Source organism: Streptomyces sp. NPDC053048 (assembly GCF_044547045.1).
Taxonomy (GTDB): Bacteria; Actinomycetota; Actinomycetes; order Streptomycetales; family Streptomycetaceae; genus Streptomyces.
Genome location: NZ_JBITZS010000007.1, coordinates 119,678 through 136,201, shown reverse-complemented (window position 1 = coordinate 136,201; position 16,524 = coordinate 119,678). Strand labels below are relative to the sequence as shown.

Below are 16,524 nucleotides of genomic sequence, written 5' to 3'. Positions count from 1 at the left end.
GCGGTGACTTCCCACAGCGTGCGGGCAACCTGCTCGCTTCCGAGACTGCGTCGAGGGCGACTGGGTGCGTCCCAACCAGCTCGTGCAGGGCGGTCAGCTGCCCGACGCCACCCGACTGCCCGCAGGCTGGCGCCGCTCTCGCCGTCTTGGGTGTACGTGATGGCCCGTCGGTGCCCGGCGGCCTTGGCGGTACGCCAGGCGGCGCCGTAGAGGGCAGAGCAGGCGTTTGGGGTGCCATCGGTGGCTAGTCGGGTGACCTCGACCGTGAGGCCGTCGTCATACGCGCGGGCGACGGGGCGCCCGATAATGGCGACGCCGACGAGGCGCCCGTCTGCGTTTATGGCGCCAAGGGAGAACTTGTGCCCCCGTGGGGCGGCGTGATGGCGGTGAACGCGGTCGACGTAGGCGCATGCGTCCCGGAACACCATCGGTACGACAGTGATGGTCATCTGCGTGGCACCAATCTCATGAGACGGCACACTTAGCCGACGTTCCAGCGGCGTTCGCCGTCGATGCCCTTGCGCGGGTTCTCGTTGCGCTCGATGTCGTCGGCGTGCACTCGGCGGTAGACGGCGCCGACTTCCTCAAGGGCCTGCACGACACGGTTCATGGCGCGGTAGCCCTCACCGATCTCTTCCACCACGTGCGGGTGGACCGGCAGTTTCTCGTCGGACAGTTCCGTCAGGACCCGCAGCGTCTCCTGCACGGTCTCCATCGCGACCGGCAGATCGTCGATGAGGGTCTGGAACTCAGTCATGTGCTCGGGGTCGAAGGTGGACGCGGCCTGCAGCATCACGTCGGCCGCATCCGACAGCCGCGCAAACCCGGTAGCAGTGGTCTCGGACATGGGTGCTCCTTCACGGGGGTTCCCGCCCAGCGGCTGCGGCCGGACCGGCCGGCCAGGCAACACGGGTGCCAGTTCCTGCGGCTTGGGGCGTGCGGGGTCGTTGACGATCTCGGCAGGCACCGGCGCCTGGCCGTCCTGCGGGATCCCGCGGATGCGGGCGTCACGCTTCTCGCGTGCTCGCCGCGCACGAGCGGCCAGGCGGCGCCAGATCGCGCTCCTGTGTCGTGAGGCCACACCGGGCCGTTTGATGTTCCACAAGCCCGACAGCCCCCAGACGGCACCAGCCAGCAGCGCACTGCCCAGCATCCGCGCTCCATGCCGTGCGGCCGAACGGCGCAACGCCCGGCGCTGTGCCTTCGCCTGCACGGCACCGCGTATCGGCGCCTTCCGCTCCCGCCGCTTGCCTTTGGCGGGTGTGGGGGTGGAGTCGGGGACGGGGATTCCGGCCTTCTTGTAGGCCTTGGCTATGCCCTTGGCCATCCGCCGGTTACTGCGCTCAGCCGCACGGGCCGCACGGGCAGGGGCCCCGGCCTGCCAACGGGCGCGGCCAGCAGCAAGCCGATCAGCAGCAGCGCGTCGACCAGCTGCTGTCAGGGCAGCAGCACGCCCACCTCGCGAGCGGGACGACGTGCCCGGCCCGGCCGCACGGCCGGAACGAGAGACAGTCCCGCGCCCGGATGCAGGCTGCCGCGGGCCCGTACTGGCCCCCGAGGCGTTTCCCACGCGTGGCCCGGCCTGCCTGCGGCCAGCCGCACCTTCCGTCGAGGCGCCCCGGCCGGCGCTCATCCGGCCTGAAGCAGAACCGCGCCGGGCCGCCGACCGGGCAGCAGCACGCAGACTGCCCGCCCTCGAGCGGACCCCACGCCCGGCCCCACGTGTACCTCGAGCGGCAGCCGGTACAGCCCCAAAGCCTGCCGACTGATGCGCCGAGCGGCGGCCTGCCGCGCGTACCGTCCCGCCGCGTTCAGCAGTGGTTGTATGACGGCGGCGGCCGGGGCGGTTGCTGCGCCGCCGGTTACCGGCCCAGGTGCCCAGCGCCACCGCCCCCGCAGCAGCTCCCGTCGCGGCGAGCCCGACCGGGCCGCCAACCGTCATCGCGCCAACAGCCACGGCGCCGAGAGCGTTCGCCCCGGCCACGGCCAATGGCACGCCCGGCAACGGCGCTGGCGCGACGACCGCAGGGGCCGGCGGATATGGAGGCGGGGGCGGGATCTGGACTTCCGTCACGGTCTCGGCCGTGGATTCCGACATGATGAGTAGTGCTCCCTTCCATGGGGAGAGGGCGCCCCCGGCCGGGCCCTAGACAAGCGGGCTGGGGGCGCCACAGCACGGCGCTGCGGTCAGATGTGAACGGGGTGCGACGCGGCGACTTCCTGCCAGCGCCGGTTTTCGCCCGGGTCGACGCCACGGACGCGGATCTTGAATGTGCAGCCCTGCACCATGCAGCGGTGGGTCGTCGAGGTCACGGCGGCGGCCACGGCATCCCCGACAGCGGCGATGCAGGCGAACACGCTCAGCGCGCAGCTCGCGATCAACAGCTTCGGCACGCCGTAGGTGGCCAACTGGGCGGCGTTGACAGCGGCGACGGCGGCGCCAACGGCCATGGCGATGGCCAGGGATAAGCGGGCGAGAGCCTTCTTCTCATGGGTCATGCCAGTTCCTTCGCTCTGAGTTCATTGAGGTCGAGGAGTGGGAGGTCAGGCTGCGATAGCGGAGGCGGTGGCCGCCGTTGAGGAGGGCGCTTCCCGCAGTTCCTGGTAGCGCTGGGAGACCCAGCCGACGGACCAGCCGGTCAGCTCTGCTGCCGCGCGTACGGCCAGGCCGGCCTCGAAGGCGGCCTGTACGGTCGCGCGGGCGTCGTCCTCGGGCAGCTTTTCGGCGGCCGGGCCGGCGGCCAGGCGAGCGGCCCGTTCACGCTCGGCCCGCTCGATCTGCCTCTGCTGTTCACGGCGCTCACGTTCGGCCCGCTCCCGGCGCTCTTGTTCCAGACGCTGGGCAGCCTCACGTTCACGCTGCTCATGCTCACGCTGCTGCTGTTCACGCTCACGCTCACGGTGCTCGCGCTCTTGACGCTCCTCGCGCTCACGGGCCGCGGAGCGCTCGTGTTCTTCGCGTCGCGCCCGCTCCTCCCGTTCAGCCTGCTCACGGATCAGGCGGGCCTCATGCTCGCGCTGTTCACGGGCAAGTTGAGCCTGGTGTTCCCGCTCCTCCCGTGCGCGCTGTGCGGCCGCTTCCTCCCGCTGCACCGCCGTCTTCTGTCGTGCCTCTTGCTCAGCCCGTTCCTGGGCCCTCAGAGCCGTCACAGCAGCGGTGATAGCTCGCCGGTAGGCAAGGCCGGTCTCCGCGGTGACGATGAGCAACAGGGGCGAGACCGAATGGACAGCGACACCTACGAGGTCGCCGTTGAGCGCGGAGTCGCCCACGTTGAGGGCGAGGGTCATGGCGCCGGTCATCCAGCGCAGGGCGATCGGCCACTTCCCGCCGTGCCCTCCCAGCCGGGCCAGGACTGAGTCCAGCCGGACCACGATCACGACTGCGGCGTCCACGACCAGCGGCAGAATCGGGGATGTCCAGGCCCATGTGCCCGGGGTGTGAGCTGCCATCAGCGGGGTCACGGTCAGGACCGAATAGAGCATGGCCCCACCCACGATCAGCCACGTGCCGATCGACAACGCGCGCTCGGCTGAACGAATCTGAACGGTGTTCATCCCCGGCGCGTTCACCGTGACCACCCCGGCACACCGCGGGTGCCCGGACGACCGGTACGGCGGCCATTGGTGGTTGTCATCGACGGGATCGGACTCCTGGTGATACGCCATCCGCCGCCGAACTTCTTGGCGTCGTACATGGCCTCATCCGCCAACCGCAGCGCGCGTGACAGATCCGGACCGGGAAGAGCATCGGCGATGAACGCGCCGATGGAGGCGCCGACCCGAAGCTGCGTCTCGCGGAAGGGCACCGGCTCACACAGACACTCATGGAGGCCGGCAAGGTTGAAGGACAGTGCCTCGGGGCGCTGGGGGAACACAACGGCGGCGAACTCGTCGCCACCGAACCGGCCAGCACACCCATCCAGCATCGAGGCAAACGCCGACAACCGCTCGGCAGCCGCAGCCAGGACAGCGTCACCGGCCGCATGCCCGTGGGTGTCGTTGAGCGCCTTGAAGCGGTCAAGGTCCACCAGGACCACGGCGCCCCCGGGCTTGCGCACAGCGCGCCGGGCGGCGGCCTCGAACATGCCGCGCCCCGGCAGGCCGGTCAGAGGGTCGCGGCGGGCACGGTCGATACGCCGACGCAGCAGCAGGGTGTGGACGGACCACCCGGCAGCCAGCGGCCCGGCCGCAGCAGATGCGGCCAGCAGGGTGTTCATCACGCCGCCACCGCCTCACGCAGTGGGCGGATCCCGTCGGCGAGATCGGGGTTCTCCGCGAGGATGTCGCGAGCCGCGTCCAGCCGGGCGGCGCGCTCCTCCTCGCCCTCCCCTGGCTCGCCGAGCCACAGTTCGAGCGGGGTGCCTAAGGCCAGTTCGATGAAAGTCGTCATGGCTGACAGCTCTTTCGGAAGTCGGGATGGGGAGCCCGAGGCGGCGGGGGGTCCTTGCAGGGGAGTGCCGCCACCCCGGGGCCGTGCGAGAGAGGTCAGGAACGGCGGACGTCGCCGCTGACGCTGCGGGCGCTGATCCGCAGGCCGCTGCTACCGCCGATGACACGGACGTCCCCGGACACCGTCTCGGCCCGCAGCGAACCCGACGTCGCGTCCGCAGCACGTACGAGGACGTCGCCGGAGGTGGTGCTCAGGTCGGCGTGGGTGCCGCTGTAGAAACCCACGGCGATGTCACCGGAGACCGAACCGGCGTGGAGGCGGCCGGTCAGGTGGCCGACAGACAGATCACCCGACGTTGTGGTGGCGTTGAGACTGCCGGCCCCGTCGATCCGCAGGTCACCGGAGACCGACCGGAACTCCATCCGGTCGACGTTCCCGCGCACAATGGCGTCAGCGGACTGCGACACCACCGCCAGGGACGACCCGACCGGCAACGTCACGATGGCCTCGATCGGGCTGACCACGTCCATCACCCCCGTCACGCCGCCCGCAACCCACTTGCCGTTGACGAACGTGGCGCCGGTGACTGACCCGTGCAGGGTGCCGATGGTCTGTGTGATGCGGTTGCCCCGGATGGTCTGGGTGATCACATTGCTGGGGATCTCGGGAACCTCGACCGCCAGTGCCTGCCCGTCCTGATTGCTGCGGGCCCGGCTGATGGCGTCGGCAGCGGGGCCGGACGCATCGTCCGTCCGCAGCACGACCCGAGCAGCCGTGATGTTGTCGAGAACCTGTACCCGGACGCTGCCGACCGGCAGGTCGATGCCCAGCACGATCGGGCCGCTGGACTGGGAAACGAAGGTGCGGTCAGTCATTGCTGTCCTTCGGGAGAAGAGTGAATCCGAATGAGGTGAGGCGGCGAAAATGCCGACCGCCGCACGTGGTGGTGCTGAGCGGGTCGTGCCGGACGACTACCTGCGTCCGTGCCAGCCGCCGGCGGCCGCGTTACCGTTCGTCCGGGCCTGCCCGGACTGCTCACGCGCCGCGCCCCGCGTCTCGGGGCTGTTGTGCCGCCGGTAGTCCTCACGAGCCTGGGCCAGCAACTCCTCGACCTCCGGGCTCTGGGCATCGCTGTGCGAGCCGAATATGCTCACCATCGATCCTTTCGAGGGTCCTCAAGGGCGCGCCCGGTAGCTGTCCAGGCGAGGGCGCGCCCGCCTTCATGTCTGATCTCTGGCGCTGGGGCATCCAGCTCCCCTCAACCCCGCCCGTACGGCCGAGCAGCCGGACAGGCGGAGGAGGCAGCCGGCCGCAGCGCAAACGCTGCGGAAGCAGAACGGGCTTCACCGGACCAACCGTTGCCACAGTCATCCGGTCCCGTGCCCGGGATCGGGTGCGTCATCATCACTGCTCTGACGCCAGCAGGGCGGCGCACACCAGGTGGCAGCCAAGGGGTTGACCTTCAGCAATGAAGGGATGATCTCCAGGGCTGTTCTCCAGAGCTGATATGCGGGGCAGGACAGGTTCACCTGCCACGAAGTGGCCGCCGCGGCCATCACCCGGGCCGCTGCGGGGACGGGGACGCACCCCGTCAAATTGGCACACTGTTGAGTTCTCAAGCAACCGACGCTTCCTTCTGGCCCGTTTCGCGCGGGGCCCTCCGGGCGCGCATTTGTGCAGGTCAAGCAAGGGTCGTACTGCCGCTGCTGCCCCCGGGGGGAGTAGCGCTGGCACGTGACAGCATGTACTAGCACGAACCATGGCGCAACCCTCTCGGGCGGGAACCGTGCTAACTCGTGCTAGTGGGTACGCTCGATGGCGTGACGATCTCCGAGAATGACCCGAGACAGCCGTTCGAGCAGGTAGCTGCGTCGCTGCGACGTGAGATCGAGCGGGGCGACATCGCCCCTGGTCAAAAGGTTGGGTCCGTGCGTGATCTCGCTGCACGGTTCCATGTCTCGCCCACTACGGTGCAGCGGGCCCTCAGGTTGCTCAGGGACGAAGACCTGCTCGTGACTACGGGTCGGGGCAACTTCGCCCGCGACCCGAAGCAGGCCAGTCGAGTCACGGAAAGCGCCGGCGGCGGCAACCTCTCCGAGGTTCTGCGCCAGCTCGAACATGTCACCTCCCAGCTCTCTGACCTTCGCGGTCGGGTTGAACGGCTGGAAGCCGGACTTCCCGATCTCCCTGTCGAGAACAAGTAGGCCGCAAACTGTGCTGAAGCGCAGTGGACAGGGTTAACACCCGCTCACTGTTACCTGTTAACTCCCCACGTCAGACACCGGCGTTCGGCATGATGGGGGCCCGTCGCATCGCCGATGTCGGGGGGAACCTTGAAGACGAAGTTGCAGGCAGCTCGTTTGGCTCGGGGATGGTCTCAAAACGAGCTGATGGATGCGATGGAGGACGCTGCGCGGCGCCTTGATGCCGCATTACCGGCACGCTCCAGCCTTAAGACGCAAATCTCCATGTTCGAGAACGGCCGACGGGCGCCCGGATCGGACTATCAGGCCATCTTCTGCGAGGTCTACCAGGCAACTCGGATCGAGCTGGGCCTTGCCCTCGAGACCGCTCCTTCCCAACTCGAATCCCTGCCCACACTGCCCAGTCCACGTGCCCTGTCGCCTCAGGTGAACCCCGAAGTACTCAGCTACCTGCAGTCCGTATTCGTCCAGCATGCGCAGGCGGAGCCGCTTGTTGGACCGCGCTTCCTAGTGCCCGCGGTGCAGAGCCAAGTGCCTCTGATCGAACAGTTATGCAAGGACGCTGCAGGCTCCCTTCGCGAGGAAGCGGTGCACGTCGGTGCGCGGTACTCCGAGTTCCTGGGCTGGCTCTACCAGGACATCGGCGACTCGCAGGCGGCAATGCTGTGGACGAACCGGGCTCTGGACTACGCGTACGAGCTGGACGATGCCGTTCTCAGCGCCTACGTCTTCCAGCGCCGCAGCAACATCGCTGCTGAGGCAGGTCAAGCAGGCTACGCAATGGGTCTCGCCAATGCCGCACTGCGAGAACCCCGAAAGCTTCCCCACCAGGTTCGTGCGGTCGCCTTACGCGCCCGAGCCAACGCTTACGCCCAGCTCGGACAGGCAGACGAGTGCGCCCGCGCCATCGATGAAGCCCGAGCGCTCGCAGGCAAAGAGGCAGACGACACCACACTCGTCGCCTACTGCACGCCCGCCTACATCGACATGGAGGCCGCGAACTGTGCACTGCAGCTTGAGCGACCTCAAGAAGCAGTGAGGACGCTGGAAGCCAGCCTCACGCGGTGGCCGGCCGAGCAGCAACGAGACCGTGGCCTGTGCCTCGCACGGCTCGCGACTGCGTACGCACAACTTCAGGACGTTGAAGGCGCTCATGCTGCGGCCTCGCAGGCGGTCGCCATCGCCCAAAGCACCGGCTCAGCACGCATCCTCGCAGAGCTGGGGCGGCTGCAAACCCATCTCGCACCCTGGCGAAAGTTGGTGGAGATCGCGGAACTCAATCGGCTGTTGGGCAGTATGAAGGGCGACTGAACCACACCGAAGGAGAGCTGTGAACCTACTGCCTACGATCACCACGACGGACGTCCAGGCGCAGGCACCGCAGGTGGCGATACTCCCGGTCGGTTCGTACGAGCAGCACGGGGCACACCTACCGCTCATCACGGACACGGCCATCGCCTGCGTCATCGCCCGTGAGGTCTCTGCCATCCACCCCGTGCTGGTGCTGCCTCCCCTGAGCATCGCGTGCAGTCACGAGCACGGGACATGGGCCGGAACCGTCAGCATCAGTTCTCGCACCCTGCACGCCGTGATTACGGATATCGCCCAGTCGCTGGAGGCATCGGGCATCCGAAAGCTCGTACTCGTCAATGCTCACGGCGGTAACTATGTGCTCTCCAACATCGTCCAAGAGGCCAACGTCAGCGAGCCGCGAATGAGCCTCTTCCCGCTGAGTCACGACTGGAAGCGCGCCCGCGAGCGCGCCGGCCTGATCAGCGACGGGCACGCTGACATGCATGCCGGGGAGATCGAAACCTCAATCCTGCTCCACGCCGAGCCTTCCCTCGTGCGCCCCGGCTACGAGACGGCTGACCATGACGGTGGCGAGCGACGCTTCCTGCTCACTGAGGGCATGAAGGCGTACACCGAAACCGGAGTCATCGGCTTCCCGTCGTACGCGACCGCGGAGAAGGGCAAGGCTGTGCTGGCGAGCCTTGTCGGGGACTTCGCCGAACATCTGAGAGTGCTGGGCTGATGAGTTCCCGGACGTCCAGGCGGCGCCGCCTGGTCTCAGTTGTGGTCTCGAACACCGGAAGTTCCGTCCATGTCCGATGACGTCCGTCGTGGTCCGGCGAGTGGCCTGTCCTGGGGCTAAGCCCGAACGGTGGACGCCTGTGGATCGCCCCGGACCAAGATCGGACAACTCGTAATGCGTAGGTCTCGGGTTCGAATCCCGAAGGCGGCTCAGGCGAAGCCCAGGTCACTCAGCCCGTGACCTGGGCTTTTTCTTATGCCGGGACGCGACGGTCCGGGGTGCGGGCGAGATGGAACTGCGCGGTGATGTGCGTGGGGAGGCGGCGCAGAGCTTGCATGGTGCACGCGTGGCATGTGCCGTCGGTTGGTGCTGCGGCTGGCGAGTGGTCGGGGTGGCAGGGAACGGTGCTGCATATACGCTGTCCCTCTTTTGTAAACGACCGTCCTTGGTACAGCCTTTGCTGTGCGCATTCCGGAGTCGCGATATCGGAAGGAAGGCTGTGCCGAAAGACCTCGTGTGCAACGGAAGCTTCCCCATCCACGTCGTGGACGGAGGTCGGCCGACGCAAGTCCTTCCGTGTCCGCAGCCTCGGCACCCTCGTCGATGCCAGTGAGATGGGCCAGGGGCCTGCGGATGACGTCGGGGCGGTATTGGGCGTCGAACGCCGCGCGTGACCCCCGAGGCCCAGGTCATGTATGCATGACCTGGGCCTTTCGGTTTTTCGGTACACGTCCCCGGGAGTGAGCTTGGTCGCCGCCTACCGTCTCGTCACCTCCGTGGCCCCCGGCCGCCCTTCGTGTTCCGGACTGGTCTGGTACGCCTCCTACGGGTCCAACATGGATCCGGAGCGGCTGCGGCACTATCTCGTCGGGGGGCGGCCCGACGGGGGTGCGCGGACGTATCCCGGCTGTCGTGATCAGGCGCCGCCCCGGGAGTCGGTGCCCGTCGAGATGGGCGGGGCGCTGTACTTCGCCACCGAGTCGGCGGTCTGGACGGGCGGGCGGGCCTTCTACGATCCGCACGTGGCCGGGACCGTGCGGGGGTATGCGCATCTTGTCACCGCGCAGCAGTTCTCCGACATCGTCGCTCAGGAGATGTACCGGGCTCCGGGCGTCGACCTCGATCTCGCCGTGGTGCTGAGCGAGGGGCGGCAGGTGCTGGGGGACGGGCGGTACGAGACGCTGGTGTGTCCTGGGGAGCTCGACGGGGTGCCCGTGCTGACCTTCACCGCGCCCTGGGCGCTGGCGGAGGTGCCACACACCGTCCCCTCCGCCCCCTACCTGTGGCATCTTGTGGTCGGGCTGCGCCTGGCCGGGGCCTGGAGTGATCTCGCCATCGCCTCCTATCTGGCGCGGGCGCCCGGTGCCTGCGGGAACTGGACCGCCGAGGGGATTCTGGGGCTCATGGACGGGCCTCCTTCCAGTCGCCCAGGAAATCGATCTCCGATGTGAGGGTCACGCCCGTCTCCCGCAGCACCTGGTCCCTGACGACCGCGATGGCCTCCGCGAAGGCCGTCGCCGTCGCGCCGTCGTCCGCCACCAGGGTGTGGTGGAGCGTGGAGACGCGCACGCCCTCGGCGACGGGTGTGCCGAGGGGGAAGCCGGAGTGGTGGACGAGCCAGCTCGCGCTGGCGCGGGTGGAGCCGTCCGGGAAGCGGTTGACGGGGGCCCGGCGGGCGCGCAGGGCGGTGGCCTGGGCCGGGGTGACCTCGGGGCTGAGGAAGACGCTGCCGACCGAGCGGCGGTCGGGGGTGTGGCAGTCGTCGAGGACCATGCCCTTGCGGCGGCGGACGGCCAGGACCGCGCGGGCGGCGTCCGCGAGGGGGACGCGGGTGCCCCGGGCGACGCCGAGTTCCGCCGCGACCGCGCCGTAGGCGACGGGGGCGCTCAGCCGGGAGCGGCGCAGGGCGAGGGTGAGGGTGAGCAGGGTCCAGCGGCGGGAGTGCTTGAAGACGCTGGTGCGGTGGCCCAGGCCGCAGGCGCCGGCGTCGAGGGTGACGCGGTGGCCCAGCCGCCAGTCCCAGGCGGTGACGCTCACCAGCGTGTCGGCGATCTCCTGTCCGTAGGCGCCGACGTTCTGCACCGGGGTGGCGCCCGTGGTGCCGGGGATGCCGCTGAGCATCTCCATGCCGGTCAGGCCCTCGGCGATGGTGAGGTCGACCAGGTCGGTGAGCGGGTGCCCGGCCTGCACCTCGAGCAGCACCGTGTCGTCGGGGGCGGTTCCGGTGACGCGTACGCCCTTGGTGGTCATGCGCAGCACGGCGGGGGAGCAGCCGGCGTCGGCGGCCAGGACGTTGCTGCCCTCGCCCAGGCAGACGGGCGGTCCGGGGCGGGTGGCGGCGAGGGCGGCGAAGTCCGGGAAGTCCGCCGCGTCGTGCAGCTCTGCGACGACGGACGCGGGGCCCCCGATCCCCAGGGTGGTGAGCGGGGCCAGCGGTAAGCCGTGGGTGACGTGCATGGATTCCTTCTGCCTAGCAGGCTGCGCGGGGGCTGTCGGCCGCCGGTGGGCGGTCCGCCGTCAGGAGGTCGTCGGTCCGCTGCACGATGCGGCGGGCCGTGGCGCTGTCGAAGCGCAGGAAGCGGCGCCGCAGTTCGGCCAGGCGGGCGGTGGCGCGCAGCGAGGTGACGGTGTCGGTCAGGTCCAGGGCGTCGGCGGCGGCCTCGGCCGCGCCGTCGACCTCGCCGCGGGCCAGCCGGGCCTCGGCCAGGGAGGCGCTGTGCAGCAGTCTGTTGCGCGGCTGGCTGTCGCCGAGCAGTTCGATGCCGTGCTGGAGGTGCCACTCGGCCTGCCGGGGGCGGCCGATCTCCAGCCAGGCCCGGCCGGCGTCGGCCACCATCACCGCGGGCGAGAGCCAGTAGGCCCAGGGGGCGTCGGCGGGCGGGCCGCCGGCGGCGGAGAGCTCGGCCGCCTCCTCCAGGGCCCGCAGGCAGCCCACCTCGTCGCCGAGGCCGGCGTGGGCCCTGGCCTGACGGGTGGCCAGCAGCGCCTGGGTGATGCCGGGTTCCTCGCCGGCCGAGCCCTTGCGGGCGATGCGGATCAGTCGCAGCGCCTGCTCGCCCTGTCCGGCCCAGGCGGCCCGGTAGCTCATGCAGGAGATGACGTACGCGGCGAGCGGGCGGTCGCCGGCGGCGCGGGCGGCCGCCAGGGCGGTCAGGAAGCACGAGCGGCTGCGTGCCTCCAGGCCGAGGTCGGCGGCCAGCCAGCCCGCGAGCTGGGCCAGTTCGGCGATGATGCGGTGCAGCCGGACGCCGGTGGGCGCGGGGTAGGCGTAGTCGGCGGCCATCGTCCGGGCCCAGCGCAGGTCCTGCAGCGCCCAGTCCATGACGAGCCGGCTGCGCGCGCTGTCGTCGAGCAGGCGCAGCTGGCGGATGCGGGCGGTCAGGATCTCCAGTGCCTCGTCCGGTATCTCGGCGCCGTGCGCCCGTGCCGGGAGCGGGCTGTCGTCGCCCACCAGCCAGTCCACGGCGGCGGGGAGCGGATCGAGCGCCTCCGCCTCCGCCTCCGCGGCCGCGGTCACGTCCGCGACCGGTGGGGCAGGAGGGCCGGCCGGTGCCGGAGTCGCCGCCGGGAAGTGCCGGGGCCACAGCTCCCCGACCGTGACCGTCTCGCCCAGCCGCTCCGACAGGATCGACGCGACGACGTGCGGAAGCCGGCGGCGCGGCAGCGAGCCCTTGAGCCAGTTGTAGGGGGCCTTGGGGCTGATCGTGCCGGGGCCGCACTTCCTGTTGATCTCGCGGGCCAGCTGCTCGGGGGTCCAGGCCAGGTGCTGAAGGCAGGAGGCCAGTACTGACGTGCCGCCGGCATCCATCGTCGCTCCCCCGCCCGTCCCGGACGCTCCTGAACGTAGCCAGGCATTCCCCTTGTCCGTCGGGCCAATCTGTGACGGTAGCCACAGACGGTTACTCATCGTGCGATTTCGCCAAGCTCCCGCGACCGCCCGTACGGACGCTTCGTCCCGGGACCGGGACCGGGACCGGGGCCGGAGCCGGGGCCGGGGCCGGAGTCGCGGACGGCGGCCGGCCGCAGGACGAGCCAGTAGAGCACCACCCCCACGGCCAGCACGGCGTCCGCGAACAGGAACGGCGCGTGGAACGAGCCGGTCGCCTGCGCCAGCCAGCCGGTCAGCAGCACGCCGCCCGCCGTGGCCGCCGTGTTGGCGAAGTTCATCAGCCCGCTCACCGCCCCCACCGCCCCGGCCGGGGCGAGCAGTCCGGGCAGGCTCCACGCCACGGGCGCGGCGACGGCCAGGCCCGCCAGCGAGACGGACATCCAGCACACGGCGGCCGCCGGGGAGCCGGCCGTGCCGGCCGCGCCGATCGTCGCGCCGCAGGCCAGGCCGCCGGCGAGCACGGCCCGGCGGACGGCCCACGGGTCGCGGCCCCGGCGCACGAGGTGGTCGACCAGCCAGCCGCCGAGCAGCAGCTCGGCGACCGTCGCCACCGCCCACGGGACCATCGAGTACAGACCGGAGGCCATCAGCTCGACGTGGAACTGCCGTTGGAAGAACTCCGGCATCCACGTGAGCACGATGTTGATCGTGTAGCCGTAGCAGGCGAAGCCCAGCGAGAGGGTCCACACCCGGCGGGAGCGCAGCGCCCGGCGCAGCTGCCCGGCCCGCGCCCGGTCGCCGTCGCGGGCCCCGCCCTCGAGGATGAACGTCCGCTCCGCCGGGCGCAGCAGCGGATGCTCCGACGGGTCCCGGTAGCCGTACCACCACACGGCTGTGAAGAGCAGGCTGAGCGCGGAGGTGAACAGGAAGCCCGCCCGCCAGCCCCATTCGCTCATCACGAAGGCGAGCACCGGGAAGGCCACCATGTTGGCCAGTTTTGTCGCCCCGTCGAAGAGCGCCGTGGCCATGCCGCGCTCGCCGAGCGGGAACCAGGCCGCCGTCGCCTTCGACGCGCCGACCATCGAGGGCCCCTCGGCCACCCCCAGCAGCAGCCGGGCCGCGATGACCATCCCCAGCCCGCTCGCCACCGCCGTCAGCAGCCCGGCCAGCGCCCACAGCAGGGAGGCGACGCGGGTCAGGCGGGAGATGCCGAGGACGTCCACGAGCAGGCCGGCCGGCAGCTGCACCAGACAGTACGACCAGGTGAAGGCCGAGAGGACGATGCCGAGTTGGGTGAGGTCGAGGCCGAAGTCGGCGGCGATGGACGAGCTCGCCACGGACAGCGCGGTCCGGTCGACGAAGTTGACCACGATGCCGCCGGCGATCAGCCCGCCGATCGCCCAGCGCGTACGTCCTCGGGGTGCCACCGGTCCTCGTCCTCTCTCCGCCGCGTCCTCGGCACGCCCCCGACGGCGAACTGACCGGTCTGACCAAGCTGACCGCCGTCATGCCTTCATAAAGGATCTCAGGTGCGATGGAGTTGACCCCACCACTCGCGCGTCGAACGGGGGAGTAGAAGCCATGTCCGATGTGTTGGCCGGAACCGAGTTCGTGCTCGTCGATGCCCTGCTGCCGGCCGACTCGCCGCGCCTCGCGGGGGAGAACACGCGGCACACCCGGGCACTGGCGCTGACGGCGGCGGACGCGCTGCCGCCCGTCGTCGTCCACCGCCCCACCATGCGCATCGTCGACGGGACGCACCGCCACCGCGCCGCCCTGCTGCGGGGCGACGCGCGCATCGAGGTGCGCTTCGTCGACGGGACGCCGCAGGACGCCTTCGTCCTCGCCGTGCGGCTGAACACCGGCCACGGGCTGCCGCTGACCCACGAGGACCGCACGGCCGCGGCCGCCCGCATCCTCGTCAGTCATCCGCACTGGTCGGACCGGCGCATCGCGGCGGTGACGGGCATCTCGGCCAGCGTCGTCGCCCAGCGCAGACGTTCCATCGGCCGTGACAAGGGCCTGAGCGCCAGGACGGGCCGCGACGGACGGGTCCGGCCGCTGAACGCGGCGGACGGGCGGCGGCGGGCCGTGCAGTACATCACCGACCGCCCGGGGGCCTCCCTGCGCGAGATCGCGCAGGTGGCCGGGGTGGCCGTGGCGACGGCCCGTGACGTGCGGGAGCGGCTGCGGCACGGCGAGGACCCGGTGCCGGCCAAGCTGCGGGCGGCCGAGCGCGGTTCGGGGCCCGAGACGCACGAACCGTGCGAGCGGGGAGCCGCCGCCATGCGCAGGGATCCCTCGCTGCGCTTCTCCGAGTCCGGCCGCATGCTGCTGCGGCTGCTGAGCTTCCGCTCGCTGGACGGCGACAAGCTGCGGTGGCTCGTCGACAGCGTGCCCCCGCACCGCACGGCCGACGTGGCGCGTGCCGCCCGGCGCTGCGCCGAGCAGTGGCTGACCTTCGCCCGGGAGGTCGAGCGCCGGGGGATGGAGAAGCGCGTCTCCTGACGGGACGCCGGGGGCCCGGCGGGGCGTCGGGGCGGGTGCCGGTTCCGCATTCCAGGAGAAGCGCGGCACGGCGGCACCGCATGAGAATGAGCCTGTGGCGGTCCTCGAAATGGTGCGTGGGCAGGGCGAACGGCATCCCGGTGCCGTCGCCGTCGCCTGGGACGGCGAGGCCGTCACCTACGGCGAACTGATGCGGCAGGCCTCCGCGACGGCCGCCTCCCTGCGCGCGGCCGGCGCGGGCGAGGGCACGGCGGTGGCGGTGCGGATGCCGGCGGGAGCGCGGCGGATCGCCGCGCTGCTCGGGGTGTTCGAGGCCGGCGCGCACCTGCTGTGGCTCGGGCCGCAGACGGCCGGTGACCGCACCCGGCAGGTGCTGGCCGACCTGCGGCCCGGCTGCCTGGTGACGGACGGGCCCCCGGCCCGCGACGGGCTGACGCGCTGGTACTGCGACGAGCTCGGCGGGCACGTCCTGGACGGTGCGGCAGAGGAGCTGACTGCCGGGCCGGGCAACGTCCCGCCCGCGCGGGCCGAGCACTGGGCGTACGTCGCCTACACCTCCGGCTCGAGCGGAACGCCGAAGGCGATTCCGCAGACGCACGGCGCGCTCGCGCAGTTCGTCACCTGGATGGCCCGGGAATTCGGCATCGGGCCCGGCTCCCGCGTGGCCCAGTGGGTGACCCCGGAGCACGACCCCGCGCTGTGCGAGACCTTCGCCGCGCTCGTCGCGGGCGCCACCCTGTGCCCGGTGCCCGACGCCGTCAGGGTGCACCCCGAACGGCTCGCCGGCTGGCTGGCCCGGGAGCGGATCACCCATCTGCAGACCGTCCCCGGCTTCGCCCGCGAACTCCTGGCCGCCTTCGACCGGGAGAGACCCACCGCACTCTCCCACCTGCTGCTGATGGGCGAGGCGCTGCCCGACCGGCTGGCGAACGAGCTGCGCGCGACCCTGCCCGGCACCCGGCTGTTCAACCTCTACGGCCCCACCGAGACGATCGCGGCGACCTGGTACGAGATCACCACGCCCATGAGCGGGACGGTGCCCATCGGCCGGCCCATCCCGGGGCGCGAGGTGAGCGTGCTGGACGAGGCGGACCACCCCTGCCCGCCGGGCGTCACCGGGGAGATCGTCATCCGCAGTCCGTACGTCACGCCCCTGCTCCCGGAGCTGTACCGGACCGGCGACCTGGGGTTGCGGCGGGCGGACGGGCTGCTGGAGTTCCGGGGGCGCAAGGACTTCCAGATCAAGCTCTACGGCCACCGCCTGGAGCTCACCGACATCGAGGCGGCGCTCGCCGGGCACGACTCGGTCGAGGAGTGCGCCGTGCGCGTCCTGACCGGCCGGGACGGACTCGTCGACCGGCTGGTGGTGTACGTGGTGCCGCGCCGTGCCGCCGACGGTGAACCCGTCGCCACGGCACAGGCGTGGCGGGCCCATCTGCGCGGGCGCTTCGGCACGTTGGTGCTCCCCGCGACGTTCGAGACCCTCGACGGACGGCTGCCGCGCAACGCGGCCGGCAAGGTGGACCGCTCCCGGCTTCGTTGATCACGAAGAGCACCA

General features: G+C 70.9%; 16 protein-coding genes and 1 pseudogene. 6 read left to right on the top strand and 11 right to left on the bottom strand.

From position 1 onward, the window contains the following. Positions 1-8: 8 nt before the first annotated feature. The 8 genes and pseudogenes from ACIG36_RS19890 to ACIG36_RS19855 all read right to left on the bottom strand — a co-directional run. Positions 9-449, bottom strand: a pseudogene (locus ACIG36_RS19890) (XF1762 family protein); the annotation flags it as partial. Positions 450-481: 32 nt separating this feature from the next. Next, a complete protein-coding gene (locus tag ACIG36_RS19885) occupies positions 482-1,327 on the bottom strand; it encodes a hypothetical protein (RefSeq protein ID WP_399929239.1) in 846 nt (281 codons plus the stop codon). Between the two features lie 860 nt (positions 1,328-2,187). Next, complete coding sequence (locus ACIG36_RS19880) at positions 2,188-2,499, bottom strand: hypothetical protein (protein ID WP_399929237.1); 312 nt, start codon at positions 2,497-2,499, stop codon at positions 2,188-2,190. Between the two features lie 45 nt (positions 2,500-2,544). Beyond that, entirely contained in the window at positions 2,545-3,555 is a 1,011-nt protein-coding gene (locus ACIG36_RS19875; protein ID WP_399929234.1) for a DUF2637 domain-containing protein, read from the bottom strand. A gap of 11 nt (positions 3,556-3,566) precedes the next feature. Next, complete coding sequence (locus tag ACIG36_RS19870) at positions 3,567-4,217, bottom strand: GGDEF domain-containing protein (protein WP_399929232.1); 651 nt, start codon at positions 4,215-4,217, stop codon at positions 3,567-3,569. Then, positions 4,217-4,390: a hypothetical protein gene (locus ACIG36_RS19865; protein WP_399930124.1), complete on the bottom strand. Its 174-nt coding sequence runs from the start codon at positions 4,388-4,390 to the stop codon at positions 4,217-4,219. Before ACIG36_RS19865 ends, ACIG36_RS19870 begins: the two co-directional genes overlap by 1 nt. 95 nt (positions 4,391-4,485) lie before the next feature. After that, positions 4,486-5,265, bottom strand: a complete 780-nt coding sequence (locus ACIG36_RS19860) for a DUF4097 family beta strand repeat-containing protein (RefSeq protein WP_399929230.1) — start codon at positions 5,263-5,265, stop codon at positions 4,486-4,488. Between the two features lie 96 nt (positions 5,266-5,361). Then, complete coding sequence (locus tag ACIG36_RS19855; RefSeq protein ID WP_399929227.1) at positions 5,362-5,547, bottom strand: hypothetical protein; 186 nt, start codon at positions 5,545-5,547, stop codon at positions 5,362-5,364. 663 nt (positions 5,548-6,210) lie between these two features. Here ACIG36_RS19855 and ACIG36_RS19850 point away from each other — a divergent pair. The 4 genes from ACIG36_RS19850 (at position 6,211) to ACIG36_RS19835 (ending at position 10,080) form a co-directional block, all read left to right on the top strand. Then, entirely contained in the window at positions 6,211-6,594 is a 384-nt protein-coding gene (locus tag ACIG36_RS19850) for a GntR family transcriptional regulator (protein ID WP_399929224.1), read from the top strand. A 186-nt stretch (positions 6,595-6,780) separates the two neighbouring features. Then, positions 6,781-7,905 carry a hypothetical protein gene (locus ACIG36_RS19845; protein ID WP_399929221.1) on the top strand — a complete coding sequence of 375 codons (1,125 nt, stop codon included), beginning with the start codon at positions 6,781-6,783 and terminating at the stop codon, positions 7,903-7,905. A 73-nt stretch (positions 7,906-7,978) separates the two neighbouring features. Further along, positions 7,979-8,629, top strand: coding sequence for a creatininase family protein (locus ACIG36_RS19840; protein WP_399929218.1), 651 nt, complete (start codon positions 7,979-7,981; stop codon positions 8,627-8,629). A 746-nt stretch (positions 8,630-9,375) separates the two neighbouring features. Continuing rightward, a complete protein-coding gene (locus ACIG36_RS19835; RefSeq protein ID WP_399929215.1) occupies positions 9,376-10,080 on the top strand; it encodes a histone deacetylase in 705 nt (234 codons plus the stop codon). Here ACIG36_RS19835 and ACIG36_RS19830 read toward each other — a convergent pair. From ACIG36_RS19830 to ACIG36_RS19820, 3 genes are all read right to left on the bottom strand, one after another. Further along, positions 10,031-11,086: a UDP-N-acetylmuramate dehydrogenase gene (locus tag ACIG36_RS19830; protein WP_399929213.1), complete on the bottom strand. Its 1,056-nt coding sequence runs from the start codon at positions 11,084-11,086 to the stop codon at positions 10,031-10,033. The genes ACIG36_RS19835 and ACIG36_RS19830 overlap by 50 nt on opposite strands. 13 nt (positions 11,087-11,099) lie before the next feature. Then, entirely contained in the window at positions 11,100-12,437 is a 1,338-nt protein-coding gene (locus tag ACIG36_RS19825; RefSeq protein ID WP_399929210.1) for a hypothetical protein, read from the bottom strand. A gap of 95 nt (positions 12,438-12,532) precedes the next feature. After that, positions 12,533-13,885, bottom strand: a complete 1,353-nt coding sequence (locus ACIG36_RS19820) for an MFS transporter (protein WP_399929207.1) — start codon at positions 13,883-13,885, stop codon at positions 12,533-12,535. 154 nt (positions 13,886-14,039) lie between these two features. Between ACIG36_RS19820 and ACIG36_RS19815 the strand changes: the two genes are divergently transcribed. Next, complete coding sequence (locus ACIG36_RS19815; protein ID WP_399929204.1) at positions 14,040-14,966, top strand: ParB N-terminal domain-containing protein; 927 nt, start codon at positions 14,040-14,042, stop codon at positions 14,964-14,966. Positions 14,967-15,060: 94 nt separating this feature from the next. Further along, entirely contained in the window at positions 15,061-16,509 is a 1,449-nt protein-coding gene (locus tag ACIG36_RS19810; protein WP_399929201.1) for an amino acid adenylation domain-containing protein, read from the top strand. Positions 16,510-16,524: the final 15 nt, after the last annotated feature.

Coding starts and splice junctions, on each gene's coding strand:
- ACIG36_RS19865 (WP_399930124.1), bottom strand. CDS start 4,390: ATGACGACTTTCATCGAACTGGCCTTAGGCACCCCGCTCGAACTGTGG.
- ACIG36_RS19855 (WP_399929227.1), bottom strand. CDS start 5,547: ATGGTGAGCATATTCGGCTCGCACAGCGATGCCCAGAGCCCGGAGGTC.
- ACIG36_RS19875 (WP_399929234.1), bottom strand. CDS start 3,555: ATGAACACCGTTCAGATTCGTTCAGCCGAGCGCGCGTTGTCGATCGGC.
- ACIG36_RS19830 (WP_399929213.1), bottom strand. CDS start 11,086: ATGCACGTCACCCACGGCTTACCGCTGGCCCCGCTCACCACCCTGGGG.
- ACIG36_RS19815 (WP_399929204.1), top strand. CDS start 14,040: ATGTCCGATGTGTTGGCCGGAACCGAGTTCGTGCTCGTCGATGCCCTG.
- ACIG36_RS19845 (WP_399929221.1), top strand. CDS start 6,781: ATGGATGCGATGGAGGACGCTGCGCGGCGCCTTGATGCCGCATTACCG.
- ACIG36_RS19825 (WP_399929210.1), bottom strand. CDS start 12,437: ATGGATGCCGGCGGCACGTCAGTACTGGCCTCCTGCCTTCAGCACCTG.
- ACIG36_RS19870 (WP_399929232.1), bottom strand. CDS start 4,217: ATGAACACCCTGCTGGCCGCATCTGCTGCGGCCGGGCCGCTGGCTGCC.
- ACIG36_RS19860 (WP_399929230.1), bottom strand. CDS start 5,265: ATGACTGACCGCACCTTCGTTTCCCAGTCCAGCGGCCCGATCGTGCTG.
- ACIG36_RS19880 (WP_399929237.1), bottom strand. CDS start 2,499: ATGACCCATGAGAAGAAGGCTCTCGCCCGCTTATCCCTGGCCATCGCC.
- ACIG36_RS19885 (WP_399929239.1), bottom strand. CDS start 1,327: ATGGCCAAGGGCATAGCCAAGGCCTACAAGAAGGCCGGAATCCCCGTC.